This is a genomic window from Stenotrophomonas maltophilia (assembly GCF_039555535.1).
GTDB lineage: Bacteria > Pseudomonadota > Gammaproteobacteria > Xanthomonadales > Xanthomonadaceae > Stenotrophomonas > Stenotrophomonas maltophilia_Q.
The window spans coordinates 385,001-406,643 of sequence record NZ_CP154630.1; the positions used below are offsets into that span (position 1 = coordinate 385,001).

Here is a 21,643-nt window from a genome sequence, read left to right on the forward strand (position 1 = left end):
TGATAGCCCTGTATCTGAAAGGGCCATTCCAGTGAAGACGAGTAGGGCGGGGCACGTGAAACCCTGTCTGAACATGGGGGGACCATCCTCCAAGGCTAAATACTACTGACCGACCGATAGTGAACCAGTACCGTGAGGGAAAGGCGAAAAGAACCCCGGAGAGGGGAGTGAAATAGAACCTGAAACCGTGTGCGTACAAGCAGTAGGAGCTCCGCAAGGAGTGACTGCGTACCTTTTGTATAATGGGTCAGCGACTTACTGTTCGTGGCAAGCTTAACCGTATAGGGGAGGCGAAGGGAAACCGAGTCTGATAAGGGCGCATAGTCGCGGGCAGTAGACCCGAAACCGGGTGATCTAGTCATGCCCAGGGTGAAGGTGCGGTAACACGCACTGGAGGCCCGAACCCACTCCCGTTGCAAAGGTAGGGGATGAGGTGTGATTAGGAGTGAAAAGCTAATCGAACCCGGAGATAGCTGGTTCTCCTCGAAAGCTATTTAGGTAGCGCCTCATATGTATCCTCTCGGGGGTAGAGCACTGTTATGGCTAGGGGGTCATCGCGACTTACCAAACCATTGCAAACTCCGAATACCGAGACGGACTGTATGGGAGACACACGGCGGGTGCTAACGTCCGTCGTGAAAAGGGAAACAACCCAGACCCACAGCTAAGGTCCCAAATTTTGTGCTAAGTGGAAAACCATGTGGAAAGGCACAGACAGCCAGGAGGTTGGCTTAGAAGCAGCCACCCTTTAAAGAAAGCGTAATAGCTCACTGGTCGAGTCGGTCTGCGGGGAAGATTTAACGGGGCTAAGCACAGAACCGAAGCTTGGGGTGCATAACTTTGTTATGCGCGGTAGAGGAGCGTTCCGTAAGCCGTTGAAGGTGGATTGAGAAGTCTGCTGGAGGTATCGGAAGTGCGAATGCTGACATGAGTAACGATAATGCGGGTGAAAAACCCGCACGCCGAAAGCCCAAGGTTTCCTTGCGCAACGTTAATCGGCGCAGGGTGAGTCGGCCCCTAAGGCGAGGACGAAAGTCGTAGTCGATGGGAAGCAGGTTAATATTCCTGCACCTCGCGTAAGTGCGATGGAGGGACGGAGAAGGTTAGGTGTACCAGGCGTTGGTTGTCCTGGGGAAAGGCGGTAGGTTTGGATCTTTGGCAAATCCGGGATCCTTTAAGACCGAGCACCGAGACGAGCCTTTATGGCGAAGTCACTGATACCACGCTTCCAGGAAAAGCTCCTAAGCTTCAGCTTACGCAGACCGTACCGTAAACCGACACAGGTGGGTAGGATGAGAATTCTCAGGCGCTTGAGAGAACTCGGGTGAAGGAACTAGGCAACATGGCACCGTAACTTCGGGAGAAGGTGCACCCTTTTTGGTGGCTCGTGCGAGCTATAGCTGAAGAGGGTCGCAGTAACCAGGCCGCTGCGACTGTTTATCAAAAACACAGCACTCTGCAAACACGAAAGTGGACGTATAGGGTGTGACGCCTGCCCGGTGCTGGAAGGTTAATTGATGGGGTCAGCCGCAAGGCGAAGCTCTTGATCGAAGCCCCAGTAAACGGCGGCCGTAACTATAACGGTCCTAAGGTAGCGAAATTCCTTGTCGGGTAAGTTCCGACCTGCACGAATGGCGTAACGACAGCGGCGCTGTCTCCACCCGAGACTCAGTGAAATTGAAATCGCTGTGAAGATGCAGCGTTCCCGTGGCAAGACGGAAAGACCCCGTGAACCTTTACTATAGCTTTACACTGAACGTTGAGTTCGTCTGTGTAGGATAGGTGGGAGGCTATGAAACTGTGGCGCTAGCTGCAGCGGAGCCATCCTTGAAATACCACCCTGTCGTGCTTGACGTTCTAACCTGGGCCCATTATCTGGGTCGGGGACCGTGTATGGTGGGTAGTTTGACTGGGGCGGTCTCCTCCTAAAGAGTAACGGAGGAGCTCGAAGGTACGCTCAGCGCGGTCGGACATCGCGCACTGTGTGCAAAGGCATAAGCGTGCTTGACTGCAAGATCGACGGATCAAGCAGGTAGGAAACTAGGACTTAGTGATCCGGTGGTTCTGTATGGAAGGGCCATCGCTCAACGGATAAAAGGTACTCCGGGGATAACAGGCTGATACCGCCCAAGAGTTCATATCGACGGCGGTGTTTGGCACCTCGATGTCGGCTCATCACATCCTGGGGCTGTAGTCGGTCCCAAGGGTATGGCTGTTCGCCATTTAAAGTGGTACGCGAGCTGGGTTCAGAACGTCGTGAGACAGTTCGGTCCCTATCTGCCATGGGCGTTGGAGATTTGAGAGGGGCTGCTCCTAGTACGAGAGGACCGGAGTGGACGAACCTCTGGTGTTCCGGTTGTCACGCCAGTGGCATTGCCGGGTAGCTATGTTCGGAAGCGATAACCGCTGAAAGCATCTAAGCGGGAAGCGCGCCTCAAGATGAGATCTCCCGGGGCACAAGCCCCCTGAAGGAACCATGTAGACTACGTGGTTGATAGGTCAGGTGTGTAAGTACAGCAATGTATTGAGCTAACTGATACTAATGATCCGTGCGGCTTGACCATATAACCTCAAGTTGCCTTGGCTTTACGACAACGTCGTAAGAGCATCCAAGTGCACGCTACGTCACAAGAACTATGCGAGGCTGGCGCCTTGTCCCCTAGGGACGAGTGCGACTCTCCAAAAGCCTCCCTGGTGAAATTAGCGCTGTGGAACCACCCGATCCCATCCCGAACTCGGAAGTGAAACGCAGCTGCGCCGATGGTAGTGTGGCTCAAGCCATGCGAGAGTAGGTCATCGCCAGGGTTTACACCCAAAACCCCGCTGCTCACGCAGCGGGGTTTTTCTTATTAAGTGAAGGCACTGCATTTTCCGGGTGGCTTCCGCCCCAAGGGCAAGATCGCGAAGCTGGCGCTGCAAGCGCTGCTGCAACCGTCTCCCTGGTGAAATTAGCGCTGTGGAACCACCCGATCCCATCCCGAACTCGGAAGTGAAACGCAGCTGCGCCGATGGTAGTGTGGCTCAAGCCATGCGAGAGTAGGTCATCGCCAGGGTTTACACCCAAAACCCCGCTGCTCACGCAGCGGGGTTTTTCTTATTAAGTGAAGGCACTGCATTTTCCGGGTGGCTTCCGCCCCAAGGGCAAGATCGCGAAGCTGGCGCTGCAAGCGCTGCTGCAACCGTCTCCCTGGTGAAATTAGCGCTGTGGAACCACCCGATCCCATCCCGAACTCGGAAGTGAAACGCAGCTGCGCCGATGGTAGTGTGGCTCAAGCCATGCGAGAGTAGGTCATCGCCAGGGTTTACACCCAAAACCCCGCTGCCGCCGCAGCGGGGTTTTTCTTTGTGCGCGGGAAACGCCGGTAGTGCCGGCCGCTGGCCGGCAAGCCGATGGCGGCACATCGCCCGGTAGATCCACGCCATGCGTGGATACCCTGCGCGAGGAAGCATGGCGCCAACCAAGGTTGGCCGCTACCAATCGATGCCGGCCAGCGGCCGGCACTACCGGTAGATCCACACCCGCCGTGGATGAGCCGCCGACAGCACGCAAAAAAAAGCGGCGCCCCGTGGGGCGCCGCTTGAACCTCAACGATGTTCAGTCGAGCAGGGCTCGCCCTTACTTGGCCGAAGCCTTGTCCTTCATCATCGCGTCGCGGGCCGCCTTGAACGGGTTGCCTGCATACCAGTTCGGCCAACGATCACCACCGGCCAGCTCCTTGCCGACGCCGTACATCAACTGCAGGTCTTCGACCGTACCGTCCAGCTTCCAGGTGGACGCATCGAACTCGTCCTTCGGGCCGTGGTAACGGTTGGCACCATAGTCGGCCGCGGCCTTGCGGCCGGCGTCCACGCCGCCCTCGCGCAGGTCCTCGCCACCATCGGCGTACAGTGCCGGCACGCCGGCCTTGGCGAAGTTGAAATGGTCCGAACGGAAGTAGAAGCCGCTCTGCACCGAAGTCTCACCGTGCAGGGTACGGCCCTGGGCCGCAGCCAGCGGCTTGAGGATGTCTTCCAGTTCCGAGCTGCCGAAGCCGGTGACGGTCACGTCCTTGGCACGGCCGGCCACCGACATCGCATCAATGTTGATCACACCGGCGATCTTGTCCAGCGGGAAGGTCGGGTGGGAGACGTAGTACTTCGAACCCAGCAGGCCGGACTCTTCCAGGGTCACTGCCAGGAACACCACCGAACGTTCCGGCTTCGGATCCTGGTGGGCCATTGCTTCGGCCACCTCAAGGATGCCCGCCACGCCGGTCGCGTTGTCGACCGCACCGTTGTAGATGTTGTCGCCGGTTTCACCCTCGTGCTTGCCCAGGTGGTCCCAGTGCGCCATGTACAGCACGGCCTCGTCGGCACGCTTGCTGCCCGGCAGCACGCCCACCACGTTGCGCGACTGCTTCTGCGCGATCTGGCTCTTCAGGTCGACCGCGGCGGTGGCCTTCAGCGGCACCGGCTTGAAGCCGCGCTTGCTCGCATCCTTGTAAGCCTGCGCCAGGTCCAGGCCGGCACCGGCAAACAGCGCCTTGGCGGCGTCGGCACTCAGCCAGCCCTGTACCGGAATACGGGCTTCCGGGTCATCCTTGGCCGGCAGGTCGTACTGCGGTCCGGCCCAGGAGTTCTTCACCACATCCCAGCCGTAGGACGCGCCGGCGGTGTCGTGCACGATCAGCGCGGCAGCGGCGCCCTTGCGGGCGGCTTCCTCGAACTTGTACGTCCAGCGGCCGTAGTAGGTCATGCGCTTGCCGTCGAACAGCTTCGCGTCGTTGACGTGGAAGCCCGGATCGTTGACGAACATCACGACCGTCTTGCCCTTCCAGTCCTGGCCGGCATAGTCGTTCCACTTCTGTTCCGGCGCATCGACGCCGTAGCCGACGAACACCAGATCGCTGGCATCAACCTTCACCTCGGCCTGGCCGGTACGGGTGCCGACCACCATGTCGGTGCCGAACTTCAGCTCGGTGGTCTTGCCACCCTGGGTGATCTTCAGCACAGTCGATGCGTCGGCCGTGGTTTCGGTCATCGGCACGTCCTGGAACCAGCTGTCGCCGTTGCCCGGCTGCAGACCGATGCGCTGCATCTGGTCGCGGATGTAGTTGACCGTCAGTTCCTCGCCCTTGCTGCCCGGGGCGCGGCCTTCGAATTCATCCGACGCCAGCGTCTTGACCATCTCGGCGAAGTCGCCGGCGTTGATCTCCGGGGAGAACTGATGAGCGGCCGGCTTCGGGGCAGCGGCAGCGGTATCGGCGGCCGGCGCGGTGGCCGGCGTGGTTTCGCCTTTGCAGGCACTGAGCGCGGCCGCGGCGGCCAGGCACAGGAGGAGTTTGCGGGGCATCGTCTATTCCTGGAGAACAAAGGGCGGCCGCACGTCGCGCACGGCCGGTGTCAGCGAGTATCACCGAACCGGGCGGTCCGGTGCGCTCAGTCCGCCGGAGCGGTTTCGGTGTCGAACGGGATCGGCTCGGCGCCGGTAACCGGCCCGATACGGGCAGTGCGATGCACGTACAGCACCACCTCGCGTTCGAACTGGAGGGGGCCGCTGACAACGGCATTCGGGCCGACGATCACACGCGGCTTGCGGCTGGCGGTGAGCGAGACGCTGAAGTTCGGCTTGCGCACGTGCACACCGCCGTTGACCTGGGAACCGATGCCGACGGTGATGTCACCGTTGACGGTCTCCACATCCTTGCCGACGCGGCTTTCGACCAGGCCGATGCCACCGTTCACGGTCTCGACACCGCCTTCGATCTGGCTGCCGCGATCGGTGAAGATGCTGCCGTTGACGGTGCTGACGCTGCCGTGTGCGATCACCTCGCGGCCCAGGCGTACGCCGCCGTTGACCGTTTCAATCTTGCCGGTACGTGCACGGTCGGCAACCTTGACCCCGCCGTTGACGGTGTCGATGCTGCCGGTCTCGACGCCTTCGCCGACGCGGATGCCGCCGTTGACGGTATCCAGCTTGCCGTAGCGTTGGCCGGCGTCGGCGCTGATGCTGCCGTTGACCTTGCTGATGTTCTCCTGCGCACAGACCGGCCCGGTGGCCAGTAGTACGCCCAACAGCAGCGGAATGGAAAGAGTTTTCATGGCGACCTCGATGGATGTGCGGCTGGCAGGCCGCGTGCGGAGATGTCACCATTCCCCGGTACCCCCTGCAACTGCCTGAAGTCACTGGAAAGCCCTTGCGCGACAACGTCTTCCCATCACGCCGACATCACATCGCCGCTGCCCGCGGCGGGCGCTGGCTGCTGCTGGGGCTGGCGTTGGCGCTGGCCCTGCCGCTGCCCAGCGGTGCGCAGACCACCCGCGAGACCGAGCGCAAGCTGCAGAAACTGCGTACCGAACTGAAGGGCGTGGCGCAGGAGCGACGGCAGATCGAGGGCCAGCGCGGCCAGGCCTCGCAACAACTGCGCGAGGCCGACGAGAAGGTAGCCCGCACCGGCCGTGCCCTTGCGCAGACGGAAGCCGCGCTGCGCGAGCAGGGCCGCGCCCTGGCCGAAGCCGAACAGCGCCGCAACACCCTGCAGACCAACCTGGCCCAGCAGCACCGCGAACTGGCCGGGCTGTTGCGCGCGGCGTATCAGCTGGGCAACCACGCACCGCTGAAGCTGCTGCTGTCGCAGGACACGGTGGCCGATGCCAACCGTGCCCTGGCCTACCACCGCTACCTGCAGCGCGAGCGCGCACAGCGCATCACCACGCTGACCGCCGACCTGAAGGAACTGGAAGCGGTGCAGGCGCAGATCGCCGAGCGCAAGCAGAAGCTGCAGGGGGCGCAGCAGGACCAGAAGCAGCAGGCAGCCGCCCTGGAAGCCGATCGCCGCGATCGCGCAAAGACGGTGGCCTCGCTGGACGAACGCTTCAAGGACCAGCGCGAGAAGGAACAGGCGCTGGGCCAGGATGCCAAGGCACTGGAAACGCTGCTGGCGAACCTGCGTGCCGCCGCGGCCCGGGCCGAAGCCGAGCGCCGCGCCGCCGCGCGTCGAGCAGCCGCTGAAAAGGCTGCTGCCGAGCGTGCCGCACGCCAGGCCGCCGCGCAGGGCCGTCCGCCACCGCCGCCCACCAAGGTCCCGCCTGCCGTGGCCTCTGCGCCGGCGCCGAAGGTCGGTGGCCTGGGCTGGCCGTTGTCGGGCAACCTGCTGGCCCGCTACGGCGGAAAGCTGCCCGACGGCCGCACCAGCAGCGGTGTGCTGATCGGCGCGCCCGCCGGCAGCACCGTCACTGCCGTGGCCGACGGCACCGTGGTGTTTTCCGACTGGATGACCGGCTACGGCATGATCCTGATTGTCGATCACGGCAACGGCTACATGAGCCTGTACGCACACAACGACACCCTGCTGAAGGATGCCGGCGCGCGGGTCAGCCGTGGCGATGCGGTGGCCAAGGTCGGCAATTCCGGCGGCCAGGGCGTCACCGCGCTGTACTTCGAGCTGCGCCGTGGCGGGCAGCCGGTGAACCCCGACAGCTGGCTGCAGCGGCGCTGAATCCAGCGCCTCCGCGTGCAGGGCGGATTCAACGGGAATTTAGCTGTGCTTCGCGCATAATCGACGCATGTGCCTTGGGCACGATGCCAACGTCGACAGGAGTGATCCATGCGCGCAGCCCGTACCGCCACCCTCTTGCTGGCCCTGTTGCCGGCGCTGTCCTGGGCGCAGCAGACCGCGCCCGCCCCCAGCCAGGAAACCAGCGGGCAGGCAGCGAACAGCGAGGAGGCGGTGACCTCGAAGGTGCCGCTGGAGGACATCCGCCGCTTCGTGGCCGTGTACAACGCGGTGCGTGCCGCCTATGTCGACCCGGTCGATGACAAGAAGCTGATGCAGTCGGCCGTGCGTGGCCTGCTGCTCGACCTTGATCCGCACAGCACCTACTTCAACAAGGAAGACGCGCAGGCCTTCGACGAACAGGCCAACGGCGCCTACGAGGGCATCGGCGTGGAGCTGCAGCAGCAGCCGGACAACGCCAGCATGAAGGTGATTTCGCCGATCGACGACACGCCGGCGGCCAAGGCCGGCATCCTCGCCGGCGACCTGATCATTGCCATCGACGGCAAGCCGATCAGCGCGATCGATGCCAGCGAACCGCTGCGTGGCCCGGCCGGCAGCAAGGTGGTGCTGACCATCGTGCGCGACGGCAAGCCGAAGCCGTTCGATGTCAGCCTCACCCGCCAGACCATCCGCGTGACCAGCGTGCGCAGCCGTCTGCTGGAGCCGGGCTATGGCTACATCCGCCTCAGCACCTTCCAGGCCGATACCGGTTCGGACTTCCAGAAGCACGTGCAGCAGCTGCAGAAGCAGTCCGGTGGCCAGCTCAAGGGCCTGGTGCTGGACCTGCGCAGCAACCCGGGTGGCCTGCTGACGGCCGCCGTGCAGGTGGCCGACGATCTGCTCGACAAGGGCAACATCGTCAGTACCCGTGGCCGCATCAGCATCAGCGATGCCCGATTCGACGCGACCCCGGGCGACCTGCTGAAGGGCGCACCGGTGGTGGTACTGGCCGATGCCGGCTCGGCCAGTGCCTCGGAAGTGCTGGCCGGCGCGCTGCGCGACAACAAGCGCGCACGCGTGGTCGGCAGCCGCACCTTCGGCAAGGGCTCGGTGCAGACCGTGCTGCCGCTGGACAACGGGGATTCGGTGAAGCTGACCACGGCGCGCTATTACACGCCCAGCGGCAAGTCGATCCAGGCCACCGGCATCGTGCCGGACGTTGAGTTGAAACCCGCCCCGACGCCGGCCGACGATGCGCTGCCGGCCAGCCTGAGCGATTACAGCGAAGCGACCCTCCCGGGCCACCTGCGCGGCGACGACGAAGGCACCGAGGGCTACCACGCCGGCGCGGTGCTGCCGGGCGACGGCCCGATCAACGATGCGCTGGCCGAACTGAAGAATCCCGGTTCGGTAGCTGCACGGTTGAAGGCCGAAGCGGCCAAGGCAGATGCGGCCAAGGCCGCGAAGGCCGCTGCGGCGAAGCCGGAAACGAAGGCCGAGCCAAAGCCGGAAGCAAAGCCCGCACCGGCCCCGGCGCCGGCCAAGCCCTGACGGTAGCGCCGGGCCATGCCCGGCGCCGGCCCAAGGGCGGAAGAAGAAAACAAATGCCGGGCAGCGGCCGGCACTACCGGGCGGTCAGAACCCGTGCCGCTTGCGCAGCCGGCGCGCGATCGCAGCGCGCACGTACACGCCATACACCAGGCCAAACACGAAGCCGCCGATGTGGGCCCACCAGGCCACCATGCCGAAGCTCGGGCCGATATGGGCGAACACCACCTGCAGCGCGGCCCACACGCCGATCAGCAGGTAGGCCGGGGCACGCACGAACTCCAGGAACAGGCCAAGCGGGATCACCACGCCCAGCCGCGCACCCGGGAACAGGGCCAGGTAGGCGCCGATCAGCGCCGACACCGCGCCGCTGGCGCCGATGATGATCTGGTCCGGGCTGCCCATGGTGTAGATCGCCACCAGATTGGATACCGCGCCGCCGACCAGGAACAGCAGCAGCAGCCGCCACGGGCCCAGCACCCGCTCGGCCGGCAGGCCGAAGATCAGCAGGAACACCAGATTGCCCAGCAGGTGCGACCAGTCCGCGTGCAGGAACAGGGCGGTGAACAGGCGAAGCACGCTGCCGTCCTGCAGCGTCGCCCACCAGTCGAGCGGGTGGGTCAGGCCGGTGGACAGGGCGCCCCAGTCCAGCCAGAGGCTGCCGCGGGCATCGTCCGGGCGCGAGATCGACCACAGGAACGCCAGCCACAGTGCCGCAAACAGCACGGGTGTGGCCCAGCGCAGGGCCGCCTTCTTGCGCGACGGGAGGGAGACGAACATGGCACTAGCCTAGCGTGCGGGCGCTTGCGACGGGGATTGTCCTGTTCAGCTTTTGAGACGAAAAAACCGCCTGCGCCGTTATTGTTTCATTAACGGCTCTGGGTAATACTCGCATACGGCGTCGTATGTCGGGAGGGGAATCCGGCGCGCTTCGACGGGCCTCCGGGCCTGCCGGGCGCAGGCGCACTCAGAGCACCATCACCGCTTACCGGAGAGAGAGAACTACGATGCAAACCGCTTCCACCATTGCCCGACTGACCCTGCTGGCCGTCGGCGTTGCCGGTGCGCTGGCCGCCGCCGATGCCAATGCTGCCGCCTTCCAGCTGAAGGAAAACAGCGCCAAGGGCCTGGGCCGCGCGTTCGCCGGCTCCACCTCGACCGAAGGTGACGCCTCGGTCATCGCCACCAACCCGGCCTCCATGCGCCTGCTCGACGGCACCCTGGTCCAGGGCGACGTCAGCGCCATCAGCTTCGGCGCCAAGTTCCGCGGCCAGGGCCAGTACGGCAACGGCGCGCCGATTTCCGGTGGCAACGGCGGCGACGCCGGCATGATCGCCCCGGTTCCGGCCGCCTACTTCCACCTGCCGTTCGGCGAGAAGGAGAACATGCACTTCGGCGCCTCGCTGACCGTGCCGTTCGGCTTCAAGACCGAATACGACCGTGACTGGGTCGGCCGCTACAACGGCGTCAAGACCGAGCTGCAGGCGATCGACCTGGGCGTGGCGTTCTCCTACGACGTCAACCCGTACCTGTCGTTCGGTGCGTCGGTGTTCGCCGAGCGCCTGAACGTCGACCTGACCAGCGCCGTCGATACCGGCACCGCGATCAACGCCAGCGCCCAGCAGAAGGCAGCCGCTGCCGTGCTGGCCGCCGGTGGTACCCCGGCTCAGGCCCTGGCCGCCTCGAGGCAGGCCGCTGCGGCCTTGGCCCAGCAGGGCTTCGCCCCGGGCACCGCCGATGGCTTCCTGCGCATCAAGGGCGATGAAGTGTCGGTCGGCTACACCTTGGGCATGACGGTCACCCCGGTGGAAGGCACCAACATCGCCTTCAGCTACCGCTCGAAGGTCGAGCACAAGATCACCGACGGCAAGGCCGACTTCACCATCCCGCAGAACGCTGCCGCCTTCCTGGCCGCGGCCGCCCCGGGTACCTTCATCGACAGCAACGGCCGCGCCACCATCACCCTGCCGGCCAGCGCCACCGTGGGCTTCACCCACCGCGTGAACGACCAGTGGCAGATCATGGCCGAAGTCACGCGCACGGCGTGGAGCAAGTTCGACCAGGTCACCGTCGACTATGATTCCAACCAGCCGGACAGCGTGCTGCCGTTCCACTACCGCGACACCACCTTCGCGTCGATCGGTACTGATTTCCGCGTGAACGACAAGCTGACCCTGCGTGGCGGCCTGGCCTATGACCAGACCCCGACCACCGACGCCCACCGCGACGTGCGCGTGCCGGACACCACCCGTAAGTGGCTGTCGCTGGGCCTGACCTACGCCGCTTCGGACAAGATGGAATACAGCGTGGGCTACACCCACCTGTTCACCAAGGATCCGAACATCACCTCGACCTCGGTCACCGGCAACACCGTGACCGGCAAGTACAAGGTCAGTGGCGACGTGCTGGCAGCTTCGATGCAGTACAAGTTCTGATGCAGGCCCTGGCCTGAAGCAGCACACGGAAGGCCCCGCGTAAGCGGGGCTTTCTTTTGGGTGGGTTTCGGGCCATCCACGCATGGCGAGGATCTTCTGGGCAGAGCAGCCATCCACGTCGTGGATCCACGACAATGGCGCCATGAACCTGTCCGACCCGAACTTCCAGTTGGAGCTGGCTGCCAACATCGCCGTCGCCGGCTCGATCCTGCTGGCGGGCCGCAACAACGTGCACACCTGGTGGCTGGGCATCGTAGGCTGCGCACTGTTCGCCGCGGTGTTCGAGCGTTCGCACCTGTATGCGGACATGGTGCTGCAGTTCTTCTTCATCGCCATCAGCGTGCTGGGCTGGTGGCAGTGGCTGCGTGGTGACCATGGTGCACCTCTGCCGATTACTTCATTGCGGCCGCGCGCCTGGGCCTGGCTGGCGCCGCTGGCGGTAGTGGCCACCTTCGGCTACGGCTGGATGCTGACCCGCCTGACCAGCGCCTACGCGCCGTACATCGATTCGGCGGTGCTGGTACTGAGCGTGATCGCGCAGATCCTGATGATGCGCCGCAAGCTGGAATCGTGGTGGGTGTGGCTGCTGGTGAACACCGTGGCGGTGCCGCTGTACTACAGCCGAGGCCTGCACCTGACCTCTATCCTTTACATCGGTTTCTGGATAAACGCGCTGGTCGCCCTGCGCCACTGGCGCAAGCTGATGCGGGTGTAGAGCCGAGCCCATGCTCGGCTACGCCAGGAAAGCCGAGCATGGGTTCGGCTCTACAGGAAGAAAAACCACAAAAAACCCCGCTTTCGCGGGGTTTTTCGTTTACCGCATCAACCGGGCGATCAGTCGCCCAGGGTCAGCAGCGAGGCGTTGCCGCCGGCGGCAGTGGTGTTCACCGTCACCGTCTTTTCGGTGGCGAAGCGCAGCAGGTAGTGCGGGCCACCGGCCTTCGGACCGGTGCCGGACAGGCCCTGGCCGCCGAACGGCTGCACGCCGACCACCGCACCGATCTGGTTGCGGTTGACGTAGACGTTGCCGACGTGGACGCCGTTGCTGATGCGGTCGACGGTCTCGTCGATGCGCGAATGCACGCCCAGGGTCAGGCCGTAGCCGGTGGCGTTGATCTGGTCGATCACTGCATCGAGCTGGTCACCCTTCCAGCGGATCACGTGCAGGACCGGCCCGAAGATTTCCTTGTGCAGCTGGCCCAGGTCCTTCAGTTCATACGCACGCGGTGCGAAGAAGGTGCCATTGGCGGCTTCGGCGGACAGCTCGGCGGCAGCGATCAGGCGCGCTTCGCGGTCCATGCGTTCGGCGTGGTCCTGCAGGATCTTCAGTGCATCGGCGTCGATCACCGGGCCGACGTCGGTGGACAGCAGGCCGGGGTTGCCGACCTTCAGCTCCTTCATCGCACCGGCCAGCATGGTCATCACCTTGTCGGCGATGTCGTCCTGCACGAACAGCACGCGCGCGGCCGAGCAGCGCTGGCCGGCCGAGGTGAAGGCCGAACCGATGGCGTCCTTGACCAGCTGCTCCGGCAGCGCCGAGGAGTCGGCGATGAAGGCATTCTGGCCGCCGGTCTCGGCAATCAGCACACCGATGGCGGCATCGCGTGCGGCCATCGCGCGGTTGATCGCACGGGCGGTGTCGGTGGAGCCGGTGAAGGCGACGCCGGCCACGCGCGGATCGGCGGTGAGCGCGGCACCGACGGTGGCGCCGTCGCCGGGCAGGAACTGCACCACCTCGGCCGGCACGCCGGCGTCGTGCAGCAGCTTCACCGCGTAGTAGCCGATCAGGTTGGTCTGCTCGGCGGGCTTGGCGATGACGCTGTTGCCGGCGGCGAGTGCAGCGGCCACCTGGCCCAGGAAGATCGCCAGCGGGAAGTTCCACGGGCTGATGCAGACGAACACGCCGCGGCCGTGCAGCTGCAGCTCGTTGGATTCACCGGTCGGGCTCGGCAGCTTTTCGGCGTGGCTGAACTGCTCGCGCGCCTGCTTGGCGTAGTAGCGCAGGAAGTCCACCGCTTCGCGCACTTCGGCGATGCTGTCGGGCAGGCTCTTGCCGGCTTCCTTCACGCACAGCGCCATGAACTCCGGCATGCGCGCTTCCAGCTGGTCGGCGGCGTGCTCGAGGATGGCGGCGCGGCTGGCGGCCGGGGTGCGGTTCCAGGCCGGCTGCGCGGCCACGGCATTGGCCAGGGCCTTCTGCACGGTGGCGGCGTCGGCGGCCAGCCACTGGCCGACCACTTCGCGGGTGTCGGCCGGGTTGGTCACCGGCAGCGCAGCGCCGGCCGGGTTGGCACCGGGCACCAGCGGGGCGGCCTGCCAAGGCTTCACAGCCGCGTTGATCTGCTCGGCCAGGGCGCGCAGTTCGTTGTCGTTGGCGAGGTTGGCGCCCATGGAGTTCTTCCTGTCGTGGTTCTGGCTGCGCAGCAGGTCAACCGGCAGCGGGACCTTGGGATGCGGAATCGAAGCGAACGAGGACACCATCTCGACCGGATCGCGGATCAGGTCGGCGATCGGCACGCGCTCGTCGGTGATGCGGTTGACGAAGCTGGAGTTGGCGCCGTTTTCCAGCAGGCGACGCACCAGGTACGGCAGCAGGTCTTCATGCGAACCGACCGGCGCATACACGCGGCAGGGCAGGCCCAGGCGGTCGGCCGGCACCACTTCGGCGTACAGGTCGTCACCCATGCCGTGCAGCTTCTGGTGCTCGTACACGCCGCCGTTTGCGATGCTGCGCACCGCGGCAATGGTGTGCGCGTTGTGCGTGGCGAACATCGGGTAGATCGCATCGGCATGCGTGAACAGGCGCTTGGCGCAGGCCAGGTAGGAGACGTCGGTGTTCTGCTTGCGGGTGAACACCGGGTAGCCCGGATAGCCTTCGATCTGCGCGCGCTTGATCTCGGCATCCCAGTAGGCGCCCTTGACCAGGCGCACCTGCAGGCGGCGACCGGCGCGGCGCGCCATGTCGGCCAGGTGGTCGATCGTGTACGGGGTGCGCTTCTGGTAGGCCTGCACGACCACGCCGAAGCCATCCCAGCCGGCCAGCGAGGCGTCGGAGAACACCTGCTCGATGATGTCCAGCGACAGTTCCAGGCGGTCGGATTCTTCGGCGTCGACGGTGCAGCCGATGCCGTAGCTCTTGGCCAGCTGTGCCAGTTCCAGCACGCCCGGCACCAGGTCCTTCAGCACGCGCTCGCGCTTGGCGTGCTCGTAGCGCGGGTACAGCGCCGACAGCTTGATCGAGATGCCCGGGGCATTGTTGACGTCGCCGTCCGGACGGCCGCCGCGTGCCTTGTGATCGCCGCCGATCGCGTGGATCGCACGACGGTAGTCTTCCAGGTAGCGCAGCGCGTCCTTCATGGTCAGCGCGCCTTCGCCGAGCATGTCGAACGAGTAGCGGTAGCTGGCGTTGTCGCCCTTGTGCGAGCGCGCCAGCGCTTCGCTGATGGTGCGGCCCATGACGAACTGGTGGCCCATGATCTTCATCGCCTGGCGCACGGCCAGGCGCACCACCGGCTCACCGACGCGGCCGACCAGGCGCTTGAACGCGCTGGGCGCATCGGCGCGGGTGGCGTCGTTCATCTGCACCAGCTTGCCGGTCAGCATCAGGCCCCAGGTGGAGGCGTTGACCAGCACCGAATCGCTGCCGCCCAGGTGCTTTTCCCAGTCGGCATCGGCCAGCTTGTCGCGGATCAGCTTGTCGGCGGTATCCTGGTCCGGAATGCGCAGCAGCGCCTCGGCCACGCACATCAGCAGCACGCCTTCCTCGCTGCCCAGGTCGTACTGGCGCATGAAGGCTTCGATGGCGCCCTGGTCCTTGGCACGCACGCGCACGCGGCCGACCAGGTCGGCGGCCAGCGCCTGTACCCGGGACTGTTCCTCGGCGGGCAGGCGGGCCTGCGCCAGCAGTTCGCGCACGTGGCTGGCCTCGTCCTTCAACCAGGCATCGGTGATGGCCTGGCGGAACGGGTTGGGGGGCGCCGGCAGTTCCGGCGACAGCAGCGCGCCGGGACGCGGGGCGTCGCTGGCGGCAGGGGAGGAGGAAGGTGCGTTCATGCCGGTCCGGCCAATGGAAAACTTGGCGATTTTAAACATTTTTGCGGCCTTCGGAAGTGCCGCGCAGACACCTTCATGAAGGGCTGATAGCCCCTAACGGTGGTGGATTCGGCGTGTTCATAAATCCTGCCAATATTTGTGCCGAATTCGTCATTCGCGCCGCCGACCTCATGCTGTGTTGCAGCATCTGAAAAAGTGTGAATGCACCCTTGCTACCGGCGAGAGGGCGGGGCTACCATCGAGACGTTTCCCGCGGCAGGAACGCGGTTGCGACATGATCGAGGTGCTTCCAGCTCCGGATGGGTCAGGTACGCAGCTGCGGCTGCGTCCCCCACGGGCGCTCGATGCCCGGCAGTTCGTCCTGTTGTTCACCGTGTTGTCGGGTGCGATGTGGCTGGTGTCCGCCTTCGGGTGGTTGGCCGGCAATGCGTTCGCCCCCCTGTTCGCGCTGCTGTACAGCCTGGTGCTGGCGGCGGCGCTGCGTGCCTTGTGGCGCAGTGGTGAACGGCAGGAGGAGATCCGGGTAGTACCGGCGTACGTGGAGGTCATCCCCGTACCCGGTGGATCGCCGGTGTTCCGGGCCCACCCCCACTGGGTGCGCCTGCTCACCGACGATGAGAGGGTCCGGCTGGCATCCAGCGGCCGGCAGGTGGAGGTGGGGAGTTTCCTCGCGCCGGCCGAACGTCAGACGCTCGCAGAGACACTTGAAAGCTTGCTCGCCGCCAGCGATGGCGGCAACCGACGACGCTAAGGGTCTAGGCAATGAAGCAAAGCAGCAGGTGGGGCACGAAGTGCGTGAACGCGGTTGCCGCAGTGCTGGCGACCGGGGGACTGATGCCGGCGTTGGCCTGGGCCCAGGCGGCCGATCCCAAGCCGTGGCAGCTGAACATGGGCAAGGGGGTGACCCAGACCTCGCGCCTGGCCTGGGAATCGAACAACCTGTCGTTGATCATCTGCACGGTGATCGGCGTCATCGTGTTCGGGGCGATGGCCTACGCCATCTTCAAGTTCCGCAAATCCAAGGGCGCGGTCGCGGCCACCTTCAGCCACAACACCAAGGCCGAGATCATCTGGACGGTGATCCCGGTGATCATCCTGATCGTGATGGCATGGCCGGCCACGGCCAACCTGATCAAGATGTACGACACCCGCGATGCCGAGATGACGGTGAAGGTCACCGGCTACCAGTGGATGTGGAAGTACGAATACCTCGGCGAGAACGTCACCTTCACCAGCCGCCTGGACCGCGAGTCCGACCGGGTGCGGCAGAGCGGCGTCGTGCCGACCCGCGAGAGCCATCCGCACTACCTGCTGGATGTCGACAACCGTCTGGTGCTGCCGGTCGATACCAAGGTGCGCTTCGTCATCACCTCCGACGACGTGATCCACGCCTGGTGGGTGCCGGCGCTGGGCTGGAAGCAGGACGCCATCCCCGGTTTCATCAACGAGGCCTGGACCAGCATCGAGCAGCCCGGCGTGTACCGCGGGCAGTGCGCCGAGCTGTGCGGCAAGGACCACGGCTTCATGCCGATCGTGGTCGAGGCGGTGTCCAAGGAAGACTTCAAGCAGTGGCTGGCGCAGCGCAAGCCTGCACCGCCGGCCGAGCCCGCTTCCCCTGCGGCACCTGCAGAACCGGCTGCACCTGCGAGCGAAGCACCGGCAGCACCTGCCGCTGCCGAAGCCGGCAGCGCACCTGCCACCGCAGCCAGCGGCGCGTGATGTAAAGCCCGCGGCCGCCTGCTGCGGCCGTGGTGACAACCGATTCTGAGAGGTGTTTTGCAATGGCGCACTCGGCAGTTGGGCACGACGATCACCATCACCACCAGAGCTTCTTCGAGCGTTGGTTCTTCTCGACCAACCACAAGGACATCGGCACGCTGTACCTGGGTTTCAGCTTCATCATGTTCATCATCGGTGCGGCGATGAGCGTGGTGATCCGCGCCGAGCTGGCGCAGCCGGGCCTGCAGTTCGTCAAGCCCGAGTTCTTCAACCAGATGACCACCGTGCATGCGCTGGTGATGATCTTCGGCGGTGTGATGCCGGCCTTCGTCGGCCTGGCCAACTGGATGATCCCGCTGCAGATCGGCGCGCCGGACATGGCGCTGCCGCGCATGAACAACTGGTCGTTCTGGCTGCTGCCGGTGGCCTTCAGCCTGCTGCTGCTGACCCTGTTCCTGCCCGGTGGTGCACCGGCCGGTGGCTGGACCCTGTACCCGCCGCTGTCGCTGCAGGGTGGCTACAACGTCGCCTTCAGCGTGTTCGCCATCCATGTGGCCGGCATCAGTTCGATCATGGGCGCGATCAACATCATCGCCACCGTGCTCAACATGCGCGCGCCGGGCATCGACCTGCTGAAGATGCCGATCTTCTGCTGGGCCTGGCTGATCACCGCGTTCCTGCTGATCGCGGTGATGCCGGTGCTGGCCGGCGCGGTGACCATGCTGCTGACCGACAAGTTCTTCGGCACCAGCTTCTTCAACGCCGCCGGTGGCGGTGACCCGGTGATGTACCAGCACATCTTCTGGTTCTTCGGGCATCCCGAGGTCTACATCATGATCCTGCCCGCGTTCGGCGTGGTCAGCGAGATCATCCCGACCTTCAGCCGCAAGCCGCTGTTCGGCTACCAGGCGATGGTGTATGCCACCGCCGCGATCGCGTTCCTGTCGTTCATCGTCTGGGCCCACCACATGTTCACCGTGGGCATGCCGCTGGGTGGTGAGATCTACTTCATGTTCGCCACCATGCTGATCTCGATCCCCACCGGCGTGAAGGTGTTCAACTGGGTCAGCACGATGTGGCGCGGTTCGCTCACGTTCGAAGCGCCGATGCTGTGGTCGGTGGCCTTCGTCATCCTGTTCACCATCGGTGGCTTCTCCGGCCTGATGCTGGCCATCGTCGCCGCCGACTTCCAGTACCACGACACCTACTTCGTGGTGGCCCACTTCCACTACGTGCTGGTGACCGGCGCAGTGTTCGCGCTGATCGCGGCGGTGTACTACTGGTGGCCGAAGTGGACCGGGCGCATGTACAGCGAGAAGTGGGCCAAGGTGCACTTCTGGTGGTCGATCGTGTTCGTCAACCTGCTGTTCTTCCCGCAGCACTTCCTCGGCCTGGCCGGCATGCCGCGCCGCATTCCCGATTACAGCGTGGCGTTTGCCGACTGGAACCTGATCAGCTCGATCGGTGCGTTCGGCATGTTCGTCACGCCGTTCATGATGGCCGCGATCCTGCTGTCGTCGCTGCGCAACGGCGAGAAGGCCGAAGCGCGGAGCTGGGAAGGCGCGCGTGGCCTGGAGTGGACGTTGCCGTCGCCGGCACCGGCACACACCTTCACCACGCCGCCGACCATCCGCCCAGGGGACCTGGCGCATGACGACATCACGCATTGAGGTGGGGCATGCATAACGAGAGCCCGCTGCAGACCTGTAGAGCCGAGCCATGCTCGGCTGACGTGGAGCAGCCGAGCATGGCCCGGCTCCACAACAGCCCGGGCGACGCCCCGGAAAACGACATCGAACTGCAACGCCAGCGCGCCAGGCGCACCGCCCTGTGGGTGGGCGCCATCGCGGTGCTGGTCTACGTCGGCTTCATCCTCAGTGGGGTGATCGGCCGATGAGCGACGCACCGGCCACCGCGACCTCACGCAGTGCCGGGCTGCCGCGCCTGATCGGCGTGGCGGTGGCGGTGTTCCTGCTGACGTTCTCGCTGGTGCCGCTGTATCGCATCGCCTGCGAGAAGGTGTTCGGCGTGCGCCTGGAGCGCGGCCCCGGCAGCGAAGCCAGTGCGGGTGCGGCGTCCGGCAAGCGCACCGTACGGGTGGAATTCGATGGCGGCGTCAACTCGCGCCTGCCGTGGTCGTTCCATCCCGAACAGCTGACCATGGACGTGGTGCCCGGTGAACTCAACGAGGCCCTGTACTTCGCCCGCAACGACAGCCAGCAGGCCGTGGTCGGCAGTGCGGTGCCTTCGGTGGCACCGGCGCGCGCGTCGGGTTTCTTCAGCAAGACCGAATGTTTCTGTTTCACCGCGCAGACGCTGCAGGCCGGCGAGAAGCGCGACATGCCGGTGCGCTTCATCGTCGATCCGGACCTGCCGCCGGAGATCAGGACGATCACCTTGTCCTACACCTTCTACCGCAACGACGCGTTGTCCGATCGGCTGGCTCCGGCCGCCACCTCGGAAGGCGCGCACGCCGCACCCTGACCCGGATACCGACATGGCCCAGACACCGACCGACGCCAACGTGTACTTCGTCCCGGCCCAGAGCAAATGGCCGTTCGTGGGTTCCATCGCGATGATGGTGACCATGGTGGGCGTGGCCAGCTGGCTCAACGATGCCAGCTGGGGACGCTGGACGTTCTACCTCGGCATCGCGATGCTGGTGCTGACCCTGTTCTGGTGGTTCAGTGACGTGGTGCGCGAATCGCAGGCCGGCAACTACAACCATCAGGTCGATGGCTCGTTCCGGATGGGGATGATCTGGTTCATCTTCTCCGAGGTGATGTTCTTCGGCGCCTTCTTCGGCGCGCTGTTCTACACCCGCAACCTGGGCCTGTCGTGGCTCAGCGGCGAAGGCCGCGGGGTGATGACCAACGAACTGCTCTGGCAGGGCTATTCCGCCGGTTGGCCGACCAACGGCCCGGCGGCGATCGGTGGCGCCTTCCAGACCATCCCGGCCTGGGGCCTGCCGCTGATCAACACGCTGATCCTGCTCACCTCCGGCGTGACCCTGACCATCGCCCATCACGCGCTGAAGGCGGGCAACCGCCGCCAGCTGCTGATCTGGCTGGGCCTGACCGTGGTGCTCGGCCTCGGCTTCCTCACCCTGCAGGCGGAGGAGTACATCCATGCCTACAAGGAACTGAACCTGACGCTCGGCTCGGGCATCTACGGTTCGACGTTCTTCATGCTGACCGGCTTCCACGGCGCGCATGTGCTGCTGGGCACGATCATGCTGATCGTGATGTGGCTGCGTTCGGCCAAGGGACACTTCACCCGCGACAACCATTTCGGCTTCGAAGCCGCCGCGTGGTACTGGCACTTCGTCGACGTGGTGTGGCTGATGCTGTTCCTGTTCGTCTACGTGCTTTGACCGCGCACGCATCGGTGGCCTCAGCCGCCGATGTCGTGCGGTTTGATCCAGCCCATGTAGATGCTCACGATCACCAGCAGGATCAACGCCACCGACACCGCGATGCGACGTGTCAGTGCGTTGACCGTGCGCTTGGTCTGGCCGCGGTCGACCAGCAGGTAATACAGGCCGGCGCCCAGATTCCAGACGATGACGATCAGAAACGCGATTACCAGCAGGGTCTTCAGCGAATCACTCATGCGCGGCTCGAGGGCAGGGTGGATGTGCCTATCTGACCGCGTTTGCGCGGACTTGTCATGATGCGCCAGCACACGCGCGTGCTCGGATGGCTGCTGGCGGTGCTGGCAATGGCCGGTTTCACCGCATTGGGGTTGTGGCAGCTGCAGCGCATGCATGCCAAACAGGCAATGTTGGATGCACAAGGTCCAGCCACAGCGCAGGTACTGTCGCTGGCACAGGCGCTCGCCGCACCCGGCGCGTTGCATGGCGTGGCCGATCACGGTCGCTTCCTTCCCGGCGTGGTGCTGCTGGACAACCAGACCCGGCACGGCCGCGCGGGGGTAAAGATCTACCGCCCGTTCCGCAGTGACGAAGGCAGCGTGCTGCTGGTCGATCTGGGATGGCGCGCGCTGCCGCCGGATCGCGCCCTGCCGGAGCTGCCCGCACCGCCTTCGCCGGTGGCCGTGCGTGGCCTGCTGGCACCGCCGCCGTCGGCCGGATTGGCACTCGGTCCCGCATTCTCCGCTACGGGGGAAGCGGGCCGCTGGCTGGCCAGCCGGTTGCCGGCCGAAGGCCTGGCCCGCGCGCTGGGGGTGCAGTCACTTCCCGATCGTGTACTGCGCCTGGACCCTTCACTGCCCTTCGGTGACGAGCGCGACCTGGACCTGCTGCCGAACACGCTGCCACCGCAGCGCCACCTGGGCTACGCCGTGCAGTGGTTCGGGCTGGCCCTGACCGTGCTGGTGGTGGCGCTGGTGCTGGAATGGCGCAGGAGGCGCGCCGTGGCCCGACCGGCATCCCGTACCCAACCATGAGAA

The 21,643-nt window shown here is 65.0% G+C and carries 16 protein-coding genes and 4 rRNA genes (1 of these 20 only partly in view); 15 read left to right on the forward strand and 5 right to left on the reverse strand.

Annotation, left to right across the window (positions count from 1 at the left end; translation table 11 throughout):
* The 4 genes from AASM09_RS01685 to rrf (AASM09_RS01700) form a co-directional block, all read left to right on the forward strand.
* A 23S ribosomal RNA gene (locus tag AASM09_RS01685) occupies positions 1 to 2,564 on the forward strand; it begins 316 nt to the left of the window's first position.
* 126 nt (positions 2,565 to 2,690) lie between these two features.
* Positions 2,691 to 2,805, forward strand: a 5S ribosomal RNA gene (gene rrf / locus AASM09_RS01690).
* Positions 2,806 to 2,938: 133 nt separating this feature from the next.
* Positions 2,939 to 3,053, forward strand: a 5S ribosomal RNA gene (rrf, locus tag AASM09_RS01695).
* 133 nt (positions 3,054 to 3,186) lie between these two features.
* Positions 3,187 to 3,301 (forward strand): 5S ribosomal RNA (rrf, locus tag AASM09_RS01700).
* A 315-nt stretch (positions 3,302 to 3,616) separates the two neighbouring features.
* Here the strand turns inward: rrf (AASM09_RS01700) and AASM09_RS01705 are convergent.
* Positions 3,617 to 5,332 (reverse strand): M28 family metallopeptidase, encoded by a 1,716-nt coding sequence (locus AASM09_RS01705; protein WP_049426975.1) that lies wholly within the window; start codon positions 5,330 to 5,332, stop codon positions 3,617 to 3,619.
* 86 nt (positions 5,333 to 5,418) lie between these two features.
* Positions 5,419 to 6,081 carry a hypothetical protein gene (locus AASM09_RS01710; protein ID WP_049426973.1) on the reverse strand — a complete coding sequence of 221 codons (663 nt, stop codon included), beginning with the start codon at positions 6,079 to 6,081 and terminating at the stop codon, positions 5,419 to 5,421.
* A 95-nt stretch (positions 6,082 to 6,176) separates the two neighbouring features.
* On the opposite strand from AASM09_RS01710, the gene AASM09_RS01715 reads away from it, so the two are divergent.
* Positions 6,177 to 7,478: a murein hydrolase activator EnvC family protein gene (locus AASM09_RS01715; protein WP_049426970.1), complete on the forward strand. Its 1,302-nt coding sequence runs from the start codon at positions 6,177 to 6,179 to the stop codon at positions 7,476 to 7,478.
* 108 nt (positions 7,479 to 7,586) lie between these two features.
* A complete protein-coding gene (locus AASM09_RS01720; protein WP_049426968.1) occupies positions 7,587 to 9,029 on the forward strand; it encodes a S41 family peptidase in 1,443 nt (480 codons plus the stop codon).
* Positions 9,030 to 9,113: 84 nt separating this feature from the next.
* On the opposite strand, the gene AASM09_RS01725 is transcribed toward AASM09_RS01720, so the two are convergent.
* Positions 9,114 to 9,806 (reverse strand): rhomboid family intramembrane serine protease, encoded by a 693-nt coding sequence (locus AASM09_RS01725; RefSeq protein ID WP_005407784.1) that lies wholly within the window; start codon positions 9,804 to 9,806, stop codon positions 9,114 to 9,116.
* Positions 9,807 to 10,033: 227 nt separating this feature from the next.
* Here AASM09_RS01725 and AASM09_RS01730 point away from each other — a divergent pair, with 227 nt between their 5' ends.
* Positions 10,034 to 11,461 carry an outer membrane protein transport protein gene (locus AASM09_RS01730; RefSeq protein ID WP_100443750.1) on the forward strand — a complete coding sequence of 476 codons (1,428 nt, stop codon included), beginning with the start codon at positions 10,034 to 10,036 and terminating at the stop codon, positions 11,459 to 11,461.
* Positions 11,462 to 11,603: 142 nt separating this feature from the next.
* A complete protein-coding gene (gene pnuC / locus AASM09_RS01735; protein ID WP_049426965.1) occupies positions 11,604 to 12,176 on the forward strand; it encodes a nicotinamide riboside transporter PnuC in 573 nt (190 codons plus the stop codon).
* 119 nt (positions 12,177 to 12,295) lie between these two features.
* Here pnuC and putA read toward each other — a convergent pair whose 3' ends face one another.
* Positions 12,296 to 15,514 carry a bifunctional proline dehydrogenase/L-glutamate gamma-semialdehyde dehydrogenase PutA gene (gene putA / locus AASM09_RS01740; protein WP_343368724.1) on the reverse strand — a complete coding sequence of 1,073 codons (3,219 nt, stop codon included), beginning with the start codon at positions 15,512 to 15,514 and terminating at the stop codon, positions 12,296 to 12,298.
* A 274-nt stretch (positions 15,515 to 15,788) separates the two neighbouring features.
* Here putA and AASM09_RS01745 point away from each other — a divergent pair, with 274 nt between their 5' ends.
* The 6 genes from AASM09_RS01745 to AASM09_RS01770 all read left to right on the forward strand — a co-directional run bounded on the left by AASM09_RS01745 (position 15,789) and on the right by AASM09_RS01770 (position 20,606).
* On the forward strand, positions 15,789 to 16,265 hold the full coding sequence (locus AASM09_RS01745; protein WP_014035721.1) for a DUF2244 domain-containing protein: 477 nt from the start codon (positions 15,789 to 15,791) through the stop codon (positions 16,263 to 16,265).
* 11 nt (positions 16,266 to 16,276) lie between these two features.
* Entirely contained in the window at positions 16,277 to 17,233 is a 957-nt protein-coding gene (coxB, locus tag AASM09_RS01750) for a cytochrome c oxidase subunit II (protein WP_049426964.1), read from the forward strand.
* Between the two features lie 62 nt (positions 17,234 to 17,295).
* Complete coding sequence (ctaD, locus tag AASM09_RS01755) at positions 17,296 to 18,903, forward strand: cytochrome c oxidase subunit I (protein ID WP_005407790.1); 1,608 nt, start codon at positions 17,296 to 17,298, stop codon at positions 18,901 to 18,903.
* An 8-nt stretch (positions 18,904 to 18,911) separates the two neighbouring features.
* Entirely contained in the window at positions 18,912 to 19,130 is a 219-nt protein-coding gene (locus AASM09_RS01760) for a hypothetical protein (protein WP_049426963.1), read from the forward strand.
* On the forward strand, positions 19,127 to 19,717 hold the full coding sequence (locus AASM09_RS01765) for a cytochrome c oxidase assembly protein (protein WP_019336368.1): 591 nt from the start codon (positions 19,127 to 19,129) through the stop codon (positions 19,715 to 19,717). The genes AASM09_RS01760 and AASM09_RS01765 overlap by 4 nt, the downstream gene beginning before the upstream one ends.
* Before the next feature lie 13 nt (positions 19,718 to 19,730).
* Complete coding sequence (locus AASM09_RS01770) at positions 19,731 to 20,606, forward strand: cytochrome c oxidase subunit 3 (protein ID WP_049426961.1); 876 nt, start codon at positions 19,731 to 19,733, stop codon at positions 20,604 to 20,606.
* Positions 20,607 to 20,626: 20 nt separating this feature from the next.
* Here the strand turns inward: AASM09_RS01770 and AASM09_RS01775 are convergent, their stop codons facing one another.
* Positions 20,627 to 20,845, reverse strand: coding sequence for a twin transmembrane helix small protein (locus tag AASM09_RS01775; protein WP_049426959.1), 219 nt, complete (start codon positions 20,843 to 20,845; stop codon positions 20,627 to 20,629).
* 57 nt (positions 20,846 to 20,902) lie between these two features.
* Between AASM09_RS01775 and AASM09_RS01780 the strand changes: the two genes are divergently transcribed.
* Positions 20,903 to 21,640 carry an SURF1 family protein gene (locus AASM09_RS01780; protein ID WP_049426958.1) on the forward strand — a complete coding sequence of 246 codons (738 nt, stop codon included), beginning with the start codon at positions 20,903 to 20,905 and terminating at the stop codon, positions 21,638 to 21,640.
* Positions 21,641 to 21,643: the final 3 nt, after the last annotated feature.